General features: G+C 67.1%; 14 protein-coding genes. 11 read left to right on the forward strand and 3 right to left on the reverse strand.

Translation table 11 applies throughout. From position 1 onward, the window contains the following. Positions 1–136: 136 nt before the first annotated feature. Positions 137–1,435: a hemolysin family protein gene (locus CYAGR_RS02305; RefSeq protein ID WP_015108152.1), complete on the forward strand. Its 1,299-nt coding sequence runs from the start codon at positions 137–139 to the stop codon at positions 1,433–1,435. Between the two features lie 39 nt (positions 1,436–1,474). On the opposite strand, the gene chlP is transcribed toward CYAGR_RS02305, so the two are convergent. Then, complete coding sequence (gene chlP, locus CYAGR_RS02310) at positions 1,475–2,860, reverse strand: geranylgeranyl reductase (protein ID WP_015108153.1); 1,386 nt, start codon at positions 2,858–2,860, stop codon at positions 1,475–1,477. A gap of 199 nt (positions 2,861–3,059) precedes the next feature. Between chlP and CYAGR_RS02315 the strand changes: the two genes are divergently transcribed. From CYAGR_RS02315 to ccsB, 7 genes are all read left to right on the forward strand, one after another. Continuing rightward, positions 3,060–3,773: a M15 family metallopeptidase gene (locus tag CYAGR_RS02315; RefSeq protein ID WP_015108154.1), complete on the forward strand. Its 714-nt coding sequence runs from the start codon at positions 3,060–3,062 to the stop codon at positions 3,771–3,773. Between the two features lie 325 nt (positions 3,774–4,098). Beyond that, positions 4,099–5,907: a translational GTPase TypA gene (typA, locus tag CYAGR_RS02320; RefSeq protein WP_015108155.1), complete on the forward strand. Its 1,809-nt coding sequence runs from the start codon at positions 4,099–4,101 to the stop codon at positions 5,905–5,907. Next, positions 5,904–6,320 carry a DUF309 domain-containing protein gene (locus tag CYAGR_RS02325; RefSeq protein ID WP_015108156.1) on the forward strand — a complete coding sequence of 139 codons (417 nt, stop codon included), beginning with the start codon at positions 5,904–5,906 and terminating at the stop codon, positions 6,318–6,320. Before typA ends, CYAGR_RS02325 begins: the two co-directional genes overlap by 4 nt. Before the next feature lie 29 nt (positions 6,321–6,349). Further along, positions 6,350–6,823: an LPS export ABC transporter periplasmic protein LptC gene (gene lptC, locus CYAGR_RS02330; protein WP_156818361.1), complete on the forward strand. Its 474-nt coding sequence runs from the start codon at positions 6,350–6,352 to the stop codon at positions 6,821–6,823. Continuing rightward, the gene (gene lptB / locus CYAGR_RS02335) at positions 6,820–7,548 is read left to right on the forward strand and encodes an LPS export ABC transporter ATP-binding protein (RefSeq protein WP_015108158.1); all 729 of its coding nucleotides are present in this window, start codon (positions 6,820–6,822) and stop codon (positions 7,546–7,548) included. The genes lptC and lptB overlap by 4 nt, the downstream gene beginning before the upstream one ends. Positions 7,549–7,604: 56 nt before the next feature. Then, positions 7,605–8,765 (forward strand): LptF/LptG family permease, encoded by a 1,161-nt coding sequence (locus tag CYAGR_RS02340; protein ID WP_043326235.1) that lies wholly within the window; start codon positions 7,605–7,607, stop codon positions 8,763–8,765. 56 nt (positions 8,766–8,821) lie between these two features. Continuing rightward, positions 8,822–9,733, forward strand: coding sequence for a c-type cytochrome biogenesis protein CcsB (gene ccsB / locus CYAGR_RS02345; RefSeq protein WP_043326237.1), 912 nt, complete (start codon positions 8,822–8,824; stop codon positions 9,731–9,733). A 7-nt stretch (positions 9,734–9,740) separates the two neighbouring features. Here ccsB and CYAGR_RS02350 read toward each other — a convergent pair whose 3' ends face one another. Further along, positions 9,741–10,865, reverse strand: a complete 1,125-nt coding sequence (locus CYAGR_RS02350; RefSeq protein ID WP_015108161.1) for an SGNH/GDSL hydrolase family protein — start codon at positions 10,863–10,865, stop codon at positions 9,741–9,743. A gap of 254 nt (positions 10,866–11,119) precedes the next feature. Here CYAGR_RS02350 and CYAGR_RS18095 point away from each other — a divergent pair, with 254 nt between their 5' ends. Next, positions 11,120–11,287, forward strand: coding sequence for a hypothetical protein (locus CYAGR_RS18095; RefSeq protein WP_156818362.1), 168 nt, complete (start codon positions 11,120–11,122; stop codon positions 11,285–11,287). Positions 11,288–11,291: 4 nt separating this feature from the next. Here the strand turns inward: CYAGR_RS18095 and rpe are convergent, their stop codons facing one another. Continuing rightward, positions 11,292–11,975: a ribulose-phosphate 3-epimerase gene (gene rpe, locus CYAGR_RS02355; protein WP_015108162.1), complete on the reverse strand. Its 684-nt coding sequence runs from the start codon at positions 11,973–11,975 to the stop codon at positions 11,292–11,294. A gap of 204 nt (positions 11,976–12,179) precedes the next feature. Here rpe and glpX point away from each other — a divergent pair, with 204 nt between their 5' ends. After that, a complete protein-coding gene (gene glpX, locus CYAGR_RS02360) occupies positions 12,180–13,184 on the forward strand; it encodes a class II fructose-bisphosphatase (RefSeq protein WP_015108163.1) in 1,005 nt (334 codons plus the stop codon). Between the two features lie 34 nt (positions 13,185–13,218). Beyond that, complete coding sequence (locus CYAGR_RS02365) at positions 13,219–14,529, forward strand: glutamyl-tRNA reductase (RefSeq protein ID WP_015108164.1); 1,311 nt, start codon at positions 13,219–13,221, stop codon at positions 14,527–14,529. The last annotated feature ends 114 nt before the right edge of the window (positions 14,530–14,643 follow it).

The raw sequence follows: 14,643 nt of genomic DNA on the forward strand, positions 1-14,643 counted from the left end.
TGTGGGGGGAATCGGCTGGATGGGAGGGCTCCCAGGACTTCGGAGAAGGGTCTTCCGGCACGGACCTGCAGCCGGCGTCCCCTAACTTGACTGTTCTCTCCGACCGCTGGCCGAGGGGCCATCACTGAAATTGCCGATGCTGTTCGACGGTGTTCTGATTGTTCTTCTGATTCTGATCAACGGGATCTTTTCGGGTTCGGAGTTGGCGATGATGTCGGCTCGGAGATTGCGCCTTGAGCACCAGGCGGCGGCCGGGGACCACAAGGCGGAAGTGGCTCTGAAACTAATCCGATCCCCCAACGATTTTCTTTCGACGGTGCAGATCGGCATCACATTGATCGGCATTCTCAGTGGTGCCCTGGGCGGCTCACGGGTGGCTGAGGGCCTGCGGCCGCTGCTGGAGGCCGTACCGCCGCTGCGGGCCTGGGCCGACCCCCTGTCCCTTGGACTCGTGGTCACCGCGATCACCTTCCTCTCCCTGGTGTTGGGGGAACTGGTGCCGAAGCGCATCGCCCTGAGCGACCCGGAGCGCATCGCCTGCGCCGTGGCGCCTCCGATGCGTGCCCTGTCGCGCTGGATGGCCCCCCTGGCCCACCTTCTGGGGGCCTCCACCGATCGCCTTCTCGGCCTGATGGGCATCGGCGAGACCGGTGAACCGGAGATCACCGAGGAGGAGATCAGGACCCTGCTGCGCCGGGGTACGGAATCCGGCCTGTTCGAGGTGGCCGAGCACGCCATAGTGGAGCGGGTGTTCCGCCTGGCCGATCGACCCGTCAAGGCGATCATGACGCCGCGCACCGACATCTGCTGGCTGGACCTGGCCGAATCTCCCCAGACCCACCTGCAGCGGGTGATGGAGGTGAACCACTCCCTGTTCCCGGTGGCCCACGGCAACCTCGACGACTGCGTGGGCGTGGTCCGGGGCCGCACCCTGCTGGCGGCCCAGCTCAGCGACGGGCCCCGGGACATCGAGGCCCTGCTGCAGCCGCCCCTCTACGTGGGCGAGAGCACCCGGGCCCTGAAGCTGATCGAGCAGTTCAAGAGCACGGGCGTCCACATCGCCCTGGTCACCGACGAATTCGGCGGTATTGAAGGGCTGGTGACCCTCAACGACATGATGGAGGCGATCGTCGGTGATCTCTCCTCCGGCCAGGACCGGGAGGACCCGATGATCATCGTTCGCCAGGACGGATCCTGGCTCCTCGACGGAGCCCTGGACATCGCCGACTTCAAGGAACTGGTGGGGAAAGGCCGGCTGCCGGAGGAGGTCCGGGGCGGCTACCAGACCCTGGGAGGGTTCGTGATGCACTACCTGGAGCACATCCCCCGGGCCGGAGATTGTTTCGAGTGGGACGGCCTGCGCATCGAAGTCGTCGACATGGACGGCAACCGGGTCGACAAGCTGATGGTTAGCCGCTCAGCCCCGCCTCGATGAAAGGTGCGGCCTGAGGATGTCCCCAGGCCGGCCTGGCTGTCACTTGGCGACCAGCACGGGCTCCTTGACGGAATCGGGATCGGGATCCACGGGCGGCGTGACGGCATGGACGCCGGCCGGCTTCATCGCCGAGCGGGGCTCGGCGGCCGCCAGGATCGCTTCGGCCTCCTCCACCGAGCGCACGGCGCTGGGGACCGGCTTGTAGCCGGCGGGAGCCAGGGCCTGACCCCGCAGCACCGCCCCCAGGGTGAGCACGGTGAGCTTGATCTGCTGCCAGGGATTCATCGCCACCACCCGCTTGTAGAGGTAGCTGTCGAAGGTGAGGCGTTGCACGTCCTTGTCGTCGCACATCTCGACGAACGCCTCGCGGGCGGCATCGTTGCTGTAGAAGATGTTCTGCAGCAGCTCCAGCACCTTGTAGGTGGCGCCGTACTTGCGGTCCCACTTGCGGATGTAGACCTTGAGATCCTTCTCGGTGGGGATACGGCTGCCGGAGGCGCTGGCGGCGACGATCTCCTCGGCGCACATCCGGCCGCTCTTGGCGGCGAAGTAGATGCCTTCGCCGGAGCTCTTGGTGACGTAACCGGCGGCATCGCCCACCAGGGCCATGCGGCCCACCACCCGCCGGGGGCGGGGATGCTCGGGGATCGGGTGGGCCTCCACCTTGATCACCTCACCCCGCAGCAGCCGGCGGCTGGCCCGTTCGCGGATGCCCTTCTGGAGCCCCTTGATCAGGGACTGGTTGGCCTGCATGGTGCCGGTGCCCACCGCCACGTGGTCGTACTTGGGGAAGACCCAGGCATAGAAATCGGGCGACACGTCGGTGCCGACGTACATCTCGGCCAGATCCTCGTAGTAGGCCATCTCCTCGGCGGGGAGCCGGATCCGCTCCTGGAAGGCGATCGCCACGTTGTAGTCACCGGCGTCCATGGCCTTGGCCACCCGGCTGTTGGCCCCGTCGGCGCCGACGATCAGATCCACCTCCAGGGTCTTCAGTTCACCGGTGGGGCCGCCGGAGGAGTAATCGGCGTAGTGGAGGGTATAGGGACCCTGGCGCTGGTTGCCGGTGTCGATGCTCTGCACCAGCCCGTTGACCAGGTGGGCGCCCAGTTCGGCGGCCCGGTTGCGCAGGAAGCCGTCGAGAACCTCCCGGCGGCACATGCCGATGTATTCGTTGCTGTTCTCCAGATGGATGTCCACCTCCCGGTTGGAGGGAGAGATCATCCGCATGTTCCGCACCTTGCGGTCGATGATCGATTCCGGCAGGTCGAATTCCTCGACCATGCACAAGGGGATCGCTCCACCGCAGGGTTTGGCGTTGTCGAGCTTGCGCTCGAACAGCCAGGTCTCGATGCCGGCCTTGGCGAGAACTTCCGCAGCACAGGAACCGCTGGGGCCGCCGCCCACGACTGCCACTCGCAACATCTTGAAACCTGCTCCGCCATTGGGATGTGGGTTGGAAGCTAACACCGCCGTGCGGGTAACCGACCGGTACAGAAACCTATGAAATGACCCCGAACTAAGATGGTGGGTCGCTCGCGGCTGAGGGAATGTCCGCCCACGCTCCGCCGAGGCCCGTCGCTGCTGGCCGGCCGTTGAGGCCAGCTTCTGATGCCAGCCGGTGATGCCCCTCGGTGACGACATCCCGCTGGCCCGGCGCACCACGCCCCGCCCGCGCCGGCCGGCCTCCCTCCCCAGGCGGATCGCCCAGGTGGGGCTCACGGGAGCCCTGCTGGCCGGTGGCGCCGTTCTGCTGCTGATTGGCCCCCTGCGCACCTGGATCACGCCCACGCCCGTTCCGGGTCTGTCGGCCCGTCTCGGGCCGGACGGTCGGCTGCTCGGCCACTTTCCCTACCCCGAGGCCGAGCCCGCCGACCTGGTGGCCATCGCCCCCGGACTGCGCCTGCGGCCGGAGGCGGCCCGTGCCCTCGAGGCCATGCGCGCCGCCGCCGATGCCGACGGTGTCGTCCTGACCGTGCTGAGCGCCTGGCGCAGCGTCGAGCTGCAGAAGCAGCTGTTCTTCGATGTCAAGGCCGAACGCAACCAGACCTCCGCCGACCGGGCCCGGGTCAGTGCGCCGCCCGGCTTCTCCGAGCACAGCACCGGCTTCGCCGTGGATCTGGGGGACGGTCGCCTGCCATCCACCAATCTGATGGAGAGCTTCGAGACCACCGAGGCCTACCGCTGGCTCGATCGCCACGCGGCCCGCTTCCACTTCGTGCGTTCCTTCCCCAGGGGCAACCCCCAGGGCGTGAGCTACGAACCCTGGCACTGGCGCTTCGAAGGTTCCACCGAAGCCCTGGAGATGTTCGAGCCGGCCCAGCGCCTGGCCCGCTGAGCCGTGAGGTTCGGGGACCCGCCGCCGATGCCCTGGGAAGGGGTGGGAGTAGGATAAAGAATCGCTTCAACGTTCGCCACATGTCCCACCGGGCCGGCGCGGCAGGGTTTCCCCGAAAACCCTGACGAAGCGCAGAGCGCTGGTCGGTCCCTCTTCAGGGCCCCGGACTTTCAGTCCCGCCCACCCCTAAACGTCCAGCTGAACGCCACGTTGGCAGCGACATGTCTTCTTCGTCTCGCCATCAACGCCCCGTTTCCCTGGAAACGACCACCGTCGATTCGATTCCGTCGAACCCCTTCCCACACCTTCGCAGGACGACATCCCCATGAGCGGCGACATCAAAGGCGCCCCGATACGCAATATCGCGATCATTGCCCACGTCGACCACGGCAAGACCACCTTGGTGGATGCCCTGCTCGAGCAGTCCGGCATCTTCCGCGAAGGTGAAGCGGTGCCCACCTGTGTGCTCGATTCCAACGATCTGGAGCGGGAGCGGGGGATCACGATCCTCTCCAAGAACACCGCCGTGGATTACAACGGCATCCGCATCAACATCGTCGACACCCCCGGTCACTCCGACTTCGGCGGTGAGGTGGAGCGGGTGCTGGGCATGGTGGATGGCTGTCTGCTGATCGTGGACGCCAACGAAGGCCCCATGCCCCAGACGCGCTTCGTGCTTAAGAAGGCCCTGGAGAAGGGCCTGCGGCCGATCGTGTTCGTCAACAAGATCGACCGGGCCCGTGTCGATCCCGAACAGGCGGTCGACAAGGTCCTCGATCTGTTCATCGAGCTCGGCGCCGACGACGACCAGTGCGATTTCACCTATCTCTTCGGCAGCGGCATGGGCGGTTACGCCAAGCCCGACATGGCCACTGAGAGCGACAACATGAAGCCGCTCTTCGACGCCATCCTGCGGCATGTTCCGCCGCCGGTGGGTGATCCCACCAAGCCCCTGCAGATGCAGGTCACCACCCTCGACTACTCCGATTTCCTCGGCCGGATCATGATCGGCCGGGTCCACAACGGCACGATCGCCGGCGGCCAGAATGTCGCCCTGATCCGCGACGACGGCAGCATCAAGCGCGGCCGGATCAGCAAGCTGCTCGGCTTCCAAGGGCTGCAGCGGGTGGAGATCCCCGAAGCCCGGGCGGGTGATCTGGTGGCCGTCGCCGGCTTCGATGAGGTCAACATCGGTGAGACGATCGCCTGCCCCGACCACCCCGAAGCCCTGCCGCTGATCAAGGTGGACGAACCCACCCTGCAGATGACCTTCGTCGTCAACGACTCCCCCTTCGCCGGCAAGGAAGGCAAGTTCGTCACCAGCCGTCAGCTGCGCGACCGCCTGCAGCGGGAACTGCTCACCAACGTTGCCCTGCGCGTCGAGGACACCGACTCCCCTGACCGCTTCTCGGTCTGCGGCCGCGGTGAGCTGCACCTCGGCATCCTGATCGAGACGATGCGTCGCGAAGGCTTCGAGTTCCAGGTGTCCCAGCCCCAGGTGATCTTCCGCACCATCGACGGCACACCCCACGAGCCGTTCGAGACCCTGGTGATGGACGTGCCCGAGGAGGCGGTGGGCAGCTGCATCGAGAAGCTGGGCATCCGCAAGGGCGAGATGCAGAACATGGAGGCCACCAGCGACGGCCGCACCCAGCTGGAGTTCGTGGTTCCCTCCCGGGGCCTGATCGGCTTCCGGGGCGAATTCATCCGCGCCAGCCGCGGCGAGGGGATCATGAGCCACTCCTTCCTCGACTACCGGCCCATGCAGGGCGACTTCGACGCCCGCCGCAACGGCGTCCTGATCGCCTTCGAGGAAGGCACCGCCACCTTCTACGCCCTCAAGGGCGCCGAAGATCGGGGCCAGTTCTTCATCACCCCCGGCACCAAGGTCTACAAGGGGATGATCGTCGGCGAGCACAACCGTCCGCCCGACCTCGAACTCAACGTCTGCAAGGCCAAGCAGGTCACCAACATCCGCTCGGCCGGCGCCGAGGTGCTCGACACCCTCCAGTCGCCGATCCAGATGACCCTGGAGCGGGCCCTGGAGTATATCGGCCCCGACGAGATGCTGGAGGTCACCCCCGAGTCGATCCGGCTGCGCAAGATGCCGGTGAAGAAGCCCGCCAAGCGTTGAACCCCGGCGCCCCGTCCGCCGATGAGGAAACCCTGCTGCAGGCCGACCCCCGCCTGCGGCAGGCCGTCGAGCACTTCAACGCGGCCGAGTGGTACGCCTGCCACGACGGCTTCGAGGAGCTCTGGCACGAGACCCAGGGACCGATGCGGCCCGTGCTTCAGGGGCTGCTGCAGATCGCCGTGGCCGAACTGCACCTCGAGCGCAACAACCGCCGCGGCGCCACGGTGCTGATGGGCGAGGGGCTGGGCCGGCTGCGGGGCTGTGGCGACGAGGCCCTGGGGCTGGCCCTTGGGCCCGTCCGGCTCCTGGCCGCCCGGCGGCTGGAGGCCCTGCAGCAGCAGGCCGATCTCAGCGGCCTGCCCCTGCCGCGCCTGGAAGTGGCGCGGGGAACGGGCACGGCGCCGGTACATTGAGCACACTCAAGGCCTCCACGATTTCCACCTTGACCCTGCCCCCCCGCCCACTGCTGTTCGTGCTCGCCGCGGGGTTCGTGGGCGCCGCCCTGCTGGTGCTCCCGTCCCGCCCTGTCGCGGCCCAGGCGCCGGCCGGCACGGCCCAGGCCCCGCGGCCCAAGGCGCCCGCCACCGGCATGGTCACGATCGAGTCCGACGTGCAGCAGGCCGACAACCAGAACGGCATCGTCACCGCCACAGGCAATGTGCGCATCGTCTACGCCGATCGCGGCATGACGGCCACCTCGCGCCAGGCCCAGTACTTCAGCAACGAGGGGCGCCTGGTGCTCACCGGCGATGTCGACGTGATCGACACCGACGGCCAGCGCCTGCGGGCGGAGCGGTTGGTCTACCAGCTCGACAGCGAGCGGATGCTGGCGGAGCCGCCGGCCGGCAAGCAGGTCTTCAGCAAGTTCCGCCTGCAGCAGCAGGGATCCGCCAAGCCTGCCCCCCCCAAGCCGTGAGCCTGGTTCTGGAGAGGGTGGCGATCACCCTCGCCGGCCGCCCCCTGGTGACCGACGTGAGCCTGGATCTTCGCCCGGGGGAAGTGGTGGGGCTGCTGGGTCCGAACGGGGCCGGCAAGACCACCACCTTCAATCTGATCACCGGCCTGCTGCGGCCCGACTGCGGTGAGGTGCTGCTGGATGGGGAGTCGGTGGCCCACCTGCCGATGCCCCGCCGTGCCCGTCTGGGCATCGGCTACCTGCCCCAGGAGGCGAGCGTGTTCCGCCAGCTCAGCGTCCGCGACAACCTGATGCTCGCCCTGCAGGAAAGCGGCTCGGAACCAGCCGGGCGCCGCCGGCGTCTGGAGGTGCTGATCGAGGACTTCCATCTCAGCGGCTTCCAGCACCGCCGCGGCTTCCAGCTCTCCGGCGGGGAGCGGCGCCGCTGCGAGGTGGCCCGGGCCCTGGCGGTGGGCGACCAGGGCCCCCGCTACCTGCTGCTCGACGAACCCTTCGCGGGGGTGGATCCCATGGCCGTCGCCGATCTCCAGGCCCTCATCGACAGCCTGCGAGGCCGGGGTATGGGCGTGCTGATCACCGATCACAACGTGCGGGAGACCCTGGCGATCACCGACCGGGCTTACATCCTGGCCGATGGCAGGATCCTTGCCTCCGGTGCCTCCCATACCGTGGCCAACGATCCCCTGGTGCGGCGTCATTACCTCGGCGAGGGTTTCCAGCTTTGAAGGGGGCCCTGCTGGAGAAGCGCCCCACCTGGCTGCAGCTGCCGGGCGGTGAGCGGCTGCGGGAGTGGAAGCGGGTGCCGCGCTGGCGGGACCTGCCCCTGCTCGATCGCTGGCTGCTGCAGGAGCTGCTGGGCCCGTTGCTGTTCGGCATCGCCGCTTTCACGGCCGTGTCCCTCTCGGTGGGGGCGGTGTTCGAGCTGGTGCGCCGGGTGGCCGAATCCGGCCTGCCGGTGCTGGCGGCCGTCAGGGTGCTGCTGCTGCGCCTTCCCTCCTTCCTGGTCCTCTCCTTCCCGATGGCCACCCTGATGGCCACCCTGCTGGCCTACAGCCGGCTGTCGGGGAGCAGCGAACTCACCGCCCTGCGCAGTGTGGGGGTGAGCACCCGTCGGATGGTGCTGCCGGCCATGGTCCTGGCCCTGGCGATGACCCTCCTCACCTTCGTGTTCAACGACGCGATCGTGCCGCGGGCGAATCTGGCGGCCACCAACAGCCTGGAGCGGGCCCTCGGCAAGGCCATCGCCACCGAGCAGAGCGACAACGCCCTCTATTCCCGCTTCACCGACGTCAAGCTGGCCAACGGCGAATCGGTGAAGTGGCTGACCCACATCTTCCATGCCCGCCAGTTCCGCAAGGGGGTCATGCTTGATGTCACCCTGCTCGACTTCTCCCGCCACGGCTACCGGCAGATGCTCACCGCGCTCACCGGCAAGTGGAACGAGGAGGAGGGCATGTGGGAGTTCAACAAGGGCCGCATCACCAACATCGACGTCGCCAGCGGCACCACCACCTCCGCCAGCTTCGACCGCTACCTCTACCCCTTCACCCGGGACCCGATCGAGGTGGCCCAGCTGCCCACCGACGCCAGCACCATGACCGTTGGCCAGGCCCTCACGGCGGAGCGGCTGCTGCTGGAGGCCAACAACACCAAAGAGGCGCGGCGGCTGCGGGTGCGCATCCAGGAGAAGTTTGCTTTCCCGGCCATCTGCCTGGTGTTCGGCCTGATCGGCAGCAGCCTCGGGGTGCGCCCCAATTCCCGCACCAGCCGCAGCCAGGGCTTCGGCATCAGCGTCCTGCTGATCTTCGGCTACTACCTGATGTCCTTCATCTTCAGCTCCCTGGGGATCACGGGCACCCTGATGCCCTTCCTGGCGGCCTGGCTGCCGGTGGTCATCGGCCTGGCCGGAGGACTCTGGCTGCTGCGCCAGGCGAGCCGCTGAGGCCCCCACCGGGGGGACGACACGGCAAAGTGGATCGGTTTCGATCCGCTCCTTTGGTGAACGATCCGGTCATCGGCCTCGGCCTCGCGGCCTTCGCCCTGCTCCTGCTGGTGCTGCCCATCGCCTTCTGGTCCGTCAGCGGCGGCCAGAGCAACCCGGTGGTCAGGATCCTGGTGGCCTCGGCCAATCTCTGCCTCACCGCCCAGCTGGTGCTGCGCTGGTGGGAGTCGGGCCACTTCCCGATCAGCAACCTCTACGAGTCGCTCTGCTTCCTGGCCTGGGCCTGCACCCTCACCCAGCTGCTGGTGGAGCGCAGCTGGCCCAACCCCCTGGTGGCGGCGGCGGCCACACCGATGGGCCTGGGCTGCGTGGCCTTCGCCAGCTTCGCCCTGCCGGATCGCCTCCAGGAGGCCTCGCCCCTGGTGCCGGCCCTGCGCTCCAGCTGGCTCGTCATGCACGTCAGCGTGATCATGGTCAGCTATGCCGCCCTGCTGGTGGGCTCGCTGCTGTCGGTGGCGGTGCTGTTCGTCGACCGCAACGAGGATCTGGAGCTGCGCAGCAGCTCGATCGGCAGCGGCGGCTTCCGCCAGGCCCGGCTGGCCAGCGACGGCCCCGGCGCCATGGCGCTCAGCAGCAGCAGCTTCCGCATCAGTGAACAGCTCGACAGCCTCAGCTACCGCACGATCACGGTGGGCTTCCTGCTCCTCTCGGTGGGCCTGGTGAGCGGCGCGGTCTGGGCCAACGAGGCCTGGGGCAGCTGGTGGAGCTGGGACCCCAAGGAAACCTGGGCCCTGATCTGCTGGCTGGTCTACGCCGCCTACCTGCACACCCGCCTGATCCGTGGCTGGCAGGGGCGCCGGCCGGCGCTCGTGGCCTCGGCGGGCCTGGTGGTGATCGCCGTCTGTTACATCGGCGTCAACCTGCTGGGCATCGGACTGCACAGCTACGGCTGGTTCCTGGGCAGCTGAGCAGCGGTCAGCGCTTGGATCGAACGCGGCGGCGCAGTCGCCTGGACCAGGCGAAGGCGGAAGCCACCCCCAGGACCGTCAGGGGGCCCGGAACGGGACTGGCAATGGCGGCGGCAAACCGTTGTCCGAACAGCTGGTGGGCGGCAGTGGTGGGATGGAAATCGTCCCAGAAAAAGAAGGCATCGGGGGCATCGCAGACGAGCACCACCGTCTCCACGCGTGTCAAGCATGGATCTTCGATATTGGTGAAGCCATAGGTCGATGGATCGTCCAGAACTGTGTCAAATAACGCTTCGGTGTTGAATGAAATAATGTCTATCGAGGGATTCTGCGCTTGCAGATCATTCTCCAGCTGGTTCAATGTTAACTCCAGCCCAGCATTGAAAATATCAGTGATGGCGCTGATCTGATCTCTCAGCGGATCTGGTGCTCCCTGAAAGAGAGGGGTGCGGCTCAGATCCGGCATGTTCGGTACCAGGAACTGGGTGGCCCCGAAGGAGGCCAGGGTTCCGATGGTGCCTGCGATGTTACTGATGCCATTGACGATCAGGCCGCTCGGATCCGCGGGCTTCCCTTCTCCACCGGACACCGTCCCAGGCGTCATGAATCCTGAGTTGAACCAGTACAGGAGATCATTCGGGAATAACCACACCATGAACAGGGAGCTGCTTGGAGCGAAGCTGGGCCTCTGTGTGACGAACTCCTGGAGCTGCCAGGCAGCTCCGAGTTTGTTGTAGGCAGGGCGGAAGCCTGGCAGGACTCCTGGACTGATACTGTTGAAATTCTCCAGCCCGGTGGTGGATCCATTGATGGCGTAGTTCGTTCCGCCCTCCAGGGAGGCCACCGGGCCCTGGCTGCGGGGGTTGAAGGCCTGCCAAAGGTATTCAGCCGCAACGAGGCCGTTGGTACTGCGGCCCATGGAATAAGGGGGGTCAGGGGGCCAGAAGAGTGGATAACCAGGCGGCAGGTTGTTCATCTGGCCATAGTTCTCCGTCACGTTCCTGCTGTTTCCCGTATCGCTCAGGCTGTCCCCGAAGACGAAGAGGTTCTGAAGTAGTGATACTTTCGCTTCCGCCCGATCACCCACCACGACCGAGGTGAAGACCAGGATGGACAGCAGAATCTTCTTCATGATTCAGGAGGCCTGACACATCTCTGGTCAACCTAGTCGCAACGACTGGGCAGGTTCTCCTTAGCTATGTGGCATTGATGCAGCAGATGCGTAGGAAGCTTCTGAGCGGAATTCCCTTTTGGAGACTGTGGAACAGACCGTATGGTGGCGTGACACCAGTGGCTGGTTCGCAGATCAGAACTCGCTGTTCATAGGCGTCAATGATGGACATAGGGATCCCATCGGGATGTTCCATCCGAGGGGATGCCTATGGCTTGATCAAGAGCCAGGCGCGGCTGAGCCGTGATGGCGAGACGCACGAAGAACAGGAGCACAATCTGATCGGCTCGAAAGTCGCACCCCTTCCGCCGCATCACCGGAAGGCCTGCCAGGGCTCGAAAGGCGCCATCGGCAGTGCGTGGCGCTCCGGCAAATGGTCCTGACCGTTCAAACCAACGCCGGCTCGGGGCGACGGCTGTTGCGAATGCCGGTGATGGCTTCGGCGTAGTCGGCGTGGCCGAAGACCCCGGAGCCGCTGACGATCGCGTTGGCGCCCGCCTCGATCACCTGCCAGGCGTTGCCGGCCTTGATGCCGCCATCCACCTCGATCCAGGGATCGAGACCCCGCTCGTCGCAAAGGCGGCGCAGCTGGCGGATCTTCTCCACCTGGGAGGGGATGAAGCTCTGGCCGCCGAAGCCTGGGTTGACGCTCATGATCAGCACCAGATCACAGAGCTCAAGGCAGTACTCGAGGGTGTCGAGGGGGGTGCTGGGGTTGAGCACCGCGCCGGCCATCTTGCCGAGGTCCTTGATCTGGCTGAGGTTGCGGTGCAGGTGGGGGCAGGCCTCCACCTGGACACTGATGATGTCGGCGCCGGCCTTGGCGAAATCGGCCACGTACTTCTCGGGCTCGACGATCATCAGGTGCACGTCGAGGGGCTTGGTCGTCACCGGGCGCAGGGCCTCGACGATCAGCGGGCCGATGGTGATGTTGGGCACGAAGCGGCCGTCCATCACGTCCACATGGATCCAGTCGGCACCGGCGGCGTCGACGGCCCGGACGTCGTCTCCGAGGCGGGAGAAGTCGGCCGAGAGGATCGACGGGGAGATCACCAGGGGCTTGGTGCTCATGGACGGCCACCGCAGCGGAAGAGTGGGGCGATTGTAAGGAGCCGCCCACCTTGGGCCTCCCGGGGGGATCCCGGGCGCGCTGATACGATGACCCCGCTTCGATTCCGAGAGGCCTTGCAGCGGCTGGAACGTTCCCCGCTTTGCCTGCGGTCCGCCTCCGGCGTGCCGGCCCCTCGTTGAGGCCCCTTCCCCTGCCGGACCGTTGTGGATCGCACTCTCATCCAGGAACTGCTCGAAGTCGTCGAGCAGGCCGCCATCGCCTCCGCCCGCCTGACCGGGCTCGGCAAGAAGGACGAAGCTGATGCCGCGGCAGTGGAGGCCATGCGCACCCGCATGGGCAGCATCGCCATGCAGGGCCGGATCGTGATCGGTGAGGGTGAGCGGGACGAGGCGCCCATGCTGTACATCGGTGAGGAAGTCGGCAGCGGCACCGGCCCCGGCGTCGACTTCGCCGTCGACCCCTGCGAGGGCACCAACCTCTGCGCCAACGCCCAGGACGGCTCGATGGCCGTGCTCGCCGCCAGTGATCGCGGCGGCCTGTTCTACGCGCCGGACTTCTACATGAAGAAGCTGGCGGCGCCCCCGGCCGCCAAGGGCAAGGTGGACATCCGCAAGAGTGCCACCGAGAACATCGCCATCCTCAGCGAGGTCCTCGGCCTGGCCCCCAGCGAGCTCACCATCGTGGTCATGGACCGCGCCCGCCACAAGGACCTGATCGCCGAGATCCGCGCCACCGGCGCCCGGGTCAAGCCGATCAGCGACGGTGACGTGCAGGCCGCCATCGCCTGTGGCTTCGCCGGCACCGGCACCCACTGCCTGATGGGCATCGGCGCCGCCCCCGAAGGGGTGATTTCTGCCGCGGCCCTGCGCTGCTTGGGCGGCCACTTCCAGGGCCAGCTGGTGTACGACCCCGCCGTCGCCCAGACCAGCGAGTGGGCCGACTACACCAAGGAGGGCAACATCGCCCGGCTCAACGAGATGGGCATCACCGACGTCGACAAGGTCTACGAGGCCGAGGAGCTGGCTTCCGGGGAGAACGTCGTCTTCGCCGGCAGCGGCATCACCCCTGGCCTGCTGTTCAAGGGCGTCGTGTTCGAGGCCGACTGCACCCGCACCAGCAGCCTGATCATCAGTTCCCTCGACCGCAGCGCCCGCTTCACCGATACGGTGCACATCAAGGAAGGCGCCAAGAGCATCGCCCTGCGCTGATCCCACCAGAGTCCGGACCTCGGAGCCCGCCTCCATGCACATCGCCGTCGTCGGTCTGAGCCATCGCACGGCTCCGGTGGAAATCCGCGAGCGCCTCAGCATCCCCGAGCAGACCATGGAGGATTCCCTCCAGCGGCTGCGGGCGGATGAGCAGGTGATCGAGGCCTCGATCCTGAGCACCTGCAACCGGCTGGAGATCTACACGCTCCTGCGCCACCCCGAACAGGGCATCACCGCCGTCGGCGATTTCCTCAGCCAGCAGTCCGGTCTGGCGGTCGAGGAGCTCCGCCCCCACCTGTTCACCTACCACCACGAGGAGGCCGTCGGCCACCTGCTGCGGGTGGCCGCCGGTCTCGACAGCCTGGTGCTGGGGGAGGGCCAGATCCTCTCCCAGGTGAAGAAGATGGTGCGTCTGGGCCAGGAGCACCGCTCCGTGGGCCCGATCCTCAACCGCCTGCTCAACCAGGCGGTGAGCACCGGCAAGCGCGTGCGCACGGAAACCAACCTGGGCACCGGGGCGGTGTCGATCAGCTCGGCCGCCGTCGAGCTCGCCCAGCTGAAGGTGGGCCAGGCCCGGGGCACCGATGAGCTGGTTCCGCTGGACCAGGAGCAGGTGGCCGTGGTGGGGGCCGGCCGCATGGCCCGGCTGCTGCTGCAGCACCTGCAGGCCAAGGGTTGCCGGGGGGTGGTGCTGCTCAACCGCACTGTCGCCCGGGCCGAAGCCCTGGCGGCCGACTTCCCCGCCCTGCCGGTGCAGTGCCGTCCCCTGGACGACCTCGACCACTGCCTGAGCACCTGCTCTCTGGTGTTCACCAGCACCGGCGCCGAGGAGCCGATCATCACCGCCCGGCGCCTGGAGGGGCTCAACCGCCGTTCCAGCCTGATGCTCATCGACATCGGCGTGCCCCGCAACATCAGTGCCGATGCGGCCGAGCTCCAAGGCGTCGACAGTTTCGACGTCGACGATCTCCAGGAGGTGGTCGCCCGCAACCAGGAGGCCCGGCGGGAGATGGCCGCCGAGGCCGAGGGGCTGCTGGCGGAGGAGGCGCGGCTGTTCCTGGAATGGTGGGACGGCCTTGAGGCGGTGCCCCTGGTCAACCGCCTGCGTCTGCAGCTGGAGGACATCCGCGAACAGGAGCTGCAGAAGGCCCTCAGCCGCATGGGCCCGGACCTCTCCGCCCGGGAGCGGAAGGTGGTCGAGGCCCTGAGCAAGGGGATCATCAACAAGATCCTGCACACGCCGGTCACCCGGCTGCGGGCCCCTCAGCCCCGCCAGCAGCGGCGGGCGGCCATGGGGGTGCTGCAGGACCTGTTCGAGCTTCACGACGACCCGCCGGAGGCCTGAGCCCCGCCTCCCGGGGGGACACCGCTTCACCGGCTCCAGCCCCACCTTTCACTGCAACGGAACATGAACCGAGAAGCTGCGGCGCCGCTCTCCGCGCCACCACGCTCCAGTACG

The sequence above is a fragment of the Cyanobium gracile PCC 6307 genome (assembly GCF_000316515.1).
GTDB lineage: Bacteria > Cyanobacteriota > Cyanobacteriia > PCC-6307 > Cyanobiaceae > Cyanobium > Cyanobium gracile.